Origin of the sequence: Kitasatospora putterlickiae (genome assembly GCF_039527695.1) — a bacterium.
GTDB lineage: Bacteria > Actinomycetota > Actinomycetes > Streptomycetales > Streptomycetaceae > Kitasatospora > Kitasatospora putterlickiae.
Genome location: NZ_BAAAKJ010000243.1, coordinates 28685 through 32113 on the forward strand (window position 1 = coordinate 28685; position 3429 = coordinate 32113).

The window sequence follows — 3429 nt, forward strand, 5'->3', positions numbered from 1 at the left end:
CCGGGGCGCCCGGCCTCAGAGGTTGCCGCGGCGCTCCTGCTCGCGCTCGATGGCCTCGAAGAGCGCCTTGAAGTTGCCCTTCCCGAAGCCCAGCGAACCATGCCGCTCGATGAACTCGTAGAAGACGGTCGGGCGGTCGCCGATCGGCTTGGTGAAGATCTGCAGCAGGTAGCCGTCCTCGTCGCGGTCGACCAGGATGCCGCGGCTCTTCAGCTCCTCGATCGGCACCCGGACCTTGCCGATCCGCTCGCGCAGCGCGGGGTCGTCGTAGTACGAGTCGGGGGTGTTCAGGAACTCGACGCCGCGCGAGCGCAGCACGTCGACGGTGGTGAGGATGTCGTTGGTGGCCAGCGCCATGTGCTGGCAGCCCGCGCCGGTGTAGAACTCCAGGTACTCGTCGATCTGCGACTTCTTCTTGGCGATGGCCGGCTCGTTGAGCGGGAACTTCACCCGGTGGTTGCCGCTGGCGACGACCTTGGACATCAGCGCCGAGTAGTCGGTGGCGATGTCGTCGCCCACGAACTCGGCCATGTTCACGAAGCCCATGACCTTGTTGTAGAAGGTGACCCACTCGTCCATCTTGCCGAGCTCGACGTTGCCGACCGCGTGGTCCAGGGCCTGGAACAGGCGGCGCGGCGAGCCCTCCGGGTGCCGCACCTTGCTCTGGGCGACGATGTAGCCGGGCAGGTACGGGCCGGTGTAGCGGGAGCGGTCGATCAGGGTGTGGCGGGTCTCGCCGTAGGTGGCGATCGCGGCGCGGCGCACGGTGCCGTTCTCGTCGGAGACGTCGTTCGACTCCTCCAGGACGGTGGCGCCCTGGGCGCGGGCGTGCTCGATGCACTTGTCGACGTCCGGGACCTCCAGGGCCAGGTCGACGACGCCGTCGCCGTGGCGGCGGTGGTGGTCCAGCAGCGGGCTGTCCGGGGAGACGCCGCCCTTGATCACGAAGCGGCAGGAGCCGGAGCGCAGCACGTAGGACTTGCGGTCGCGGCGGCCGGTCTCCGGGCCGGAGTAGGCGACCAGCTCCATGCCGAAGACGACCTGGTAGAACTGGGCCGTCTGGGTGGCGTTGCCGACCACGAACACGACGGCGTCCTGCGCCGTGACCGGGAACGGGTCGGCGGCCTGGTCGTGCTCGACGAGGCCGACGAGGCGGCGCAGCTGCTCGGCGTCGAGACCGGCCTCGCGCTCCTCGGGGGTCAGCTCAAGGGCGTGGGACTGCGGGGTCATCGGTCGTTCCTCCACATTGAGGCCTCGGCATTGAGGCATCCGCTTGAGGCGGCCGCTCCGCGAGGGCGGGGGTGGGGCGAGGGCGGTTGCGGGCGGCTGAGCGGAGAGCTTGCTCCAGTCGGGCGGATTGAGCAATAGATCGGGTTTTCACTGTTCAATGTGTACAAGGTGATCAGGAAATCGCTGGTCAAGCTGTGCAGAATGCTCGGTCGATCCGGCGGGGTTCACGAGTTCTGCGCATCGGTCCCGGTCGGGCGTGTGCGCTGGTCAGGGCGGTGGGCGGCGGACGGTGGACGGTGGGTGGGTGGTGGGCGGGGTGGTGGACGGAGTCGGACGGGCGCTCAGGTCGGGGGCGCGCAGGGGGCGAGGTGGCCGCCGAACCAGTCACCGGCCAGCTCGGCGACCCGGTCCAGCGCCCCCGGCTCCTCGAACAGGTGACCCGCGTTCGGGACCACCGCCAGCTCACTCTCGCAGCGCAGCCGCTCACGCGCCCGCCGGTTCAGGTCGATCACCGCCTCGTCCCGGCCGCCGACGATCAGCAGCGTCGGCGCGCGCACGGCGCCCAGCGCGTCCGCCCCGGCGAGGTCCGGCCGCCCGCCCCGGGACACCACCGCGCCCACCCCGTCGCCGAGCCGGGCGGCCGTCCACAGCGCGGCGGCGGCCCCGGTGCTCGCGCCGAACAGACCGAGCGGCAGGAACGGACCCCCGTCGGCGCGGGCCTGCTCGGCGGGCAGCGCGCGGGCCACGTCCGTCAGCCGGCCGCCCAGCAGATCGACGTCGAACACGTTCCGCCGGTCCTCCTCCTCGTCCTCGGTGAGCAGGTCGAACAGGAAGGTGGCCAGCCCCGAGCGGTTCAGGTGCTCGGCCACGTGGCGGTTGCGCGGGCTGTGCCGGCCGCTGCCGCTGCCGTGCGCGAACGCGACGACGCCCCGGGCGCCGGCCGGGACCGTCAGCCGGCCGGTCAGCCGGACGCCGGCGGCGGGCAGCGTCACCTCGCGGTCGGACGCCGCCACCCCGGCCGCCCTCGGCGGATCGGTGCGGGCCGCGGCGAGGTGGCGCAGCACCTCGGCGTCCTCGGTCTGCGAGAAGTCCGCGTAGAACTCGCCGATCGCGAAGAACGGCGACGGCGTGCCGATGCACACCAGCTCGTCGGCGACCGAGCCCAGCCGCTCCGTCCACTCCGCCGGCGCCACCGGTACCGCGAGCACCACCCGCGCCGCGCCGCGCGCCCGCACGATCAGGCAGGCGGCCCGGGCGGTCGAGCCGGTGGCGATGCCGTCGTCGACCACCACCACCGTGCGCCCGCGCAGGTCCACCGGCGGACGGCCGCCCCGGTAGCGGTGCGCCCGGCGCTCCAGCTCGGCCCGCTCGCGGACCTCCACGGCGGCCAGCTGCTCCGGCGTCACCCCGGCGGGCCGCACCACCCGCTGGTTGATCACCCGCACCCCGTCCTCGCCGATCGCCCCCATGCCCAGTTCCGGCTGGTACGGCACGCCCAGCTTGCGGATCACGCAGATGTCCAGCGGCGCGCCGAGCGCGGCGGCCACCTCGGCGGCCACCGGGACGCCGCCGCGCGGCAGGGCCACCACGACGGTGCCGGGGCCGCGCAGGTGGTCCAGCAGGGCGGCCAGCCGGCGGCCCGCGTCGGTGCGGTCGATGAAGTGGGTACCGGTGGCGTGCATGGTGTCGGCCTCCGTTCTCCACCGTACGTCGCCCGGGCGGTGCGGGGTGCGGCGCTGAGGGGCGTGGTGGTCCCGGCGGTCCCGGGCGGGGCCGGGACGCGGATGGGGCCGGCCGCCCGTGCGTCCGGGACGGCGGGCGGGCCAGCGTGGTGGCCATCGGCCCGGCGGTCCGTCCCTCAGCCGCCGGGCCGCCCGACCGGTACGACCCGCCCCGATCCGTCGCCCCGCCGAAGGAGCCGACCTGTGTCCATCCCCCACCCGCAGCACCGTCCCGCCGCTTCCGCCGCCCGGCCCGAGGCCCCCGGCGCGCACCCGGCCGGTGCCCACACCCCCGGCGCGCACGAGCACGGCCCGCACCAGCACGGCGCGCACGAGCACGGCCTGCACGCCACCGGCGACCCGGTGAACGGCGCCCCCGCCACCGGCTGGACGGTCGCCACCGCCCTGCCGGTCCGCTACCGGGTCCGCTTCATCCCCGGCGTGCTGGACCCGGGCAACCCGGCCCTCGCCGAGGCCG

General features: G+C 74.4%; 2 protein-coding genes and 1 pseudogene. 1 reads left to right on the plus strand and 2 read right to left on the minus strand.

The features are described 5' to 3' along the window. Nucleotides 1-15: 15 nt before the first annotated feature. Both hppD and ABD308_RS24550 read right to left on the minus strand, forming a co-directional pair. On the minus strand, nucleotides 16-1230 hold the full coding sequence (hppD, locus tag ABD308_RS24545) for a 4-hydroxyphenylpyruvate dioxygenase (RefSeq protein WP_344338657.1): 1215 nt from the start codon (nucleotides 1228-1230) through the stop codon (nucleotides 16-18). Nucleotides 1231-1571: 341 nt separating this feature from the next. Next, nucleotides 1572-2912 carry a phosphoribosyltransferase family protein gene (locus tag ABD308_RS24550; protein ID WP_344338660.1) on the minus strand — a complete coding sequence of 447 codons (1341 nt, stop codon included), beginning with the start codon at nucleotides 2910-2912 and terminating at the stop codon, nucleotides 1572-1574. 243 nt (nucleotides 2913-3155) lie between these two features. On the opposite strand from ABD308_RS24550, the pseudogene ABD308_RS24555 reads away from it, so the two are divergent. After that, nucleotides 3156-3429 (plus strand): annotated as a pseudogene (locus ABD308_RS24555) (hypothetical protein); the annotation flags it as partial.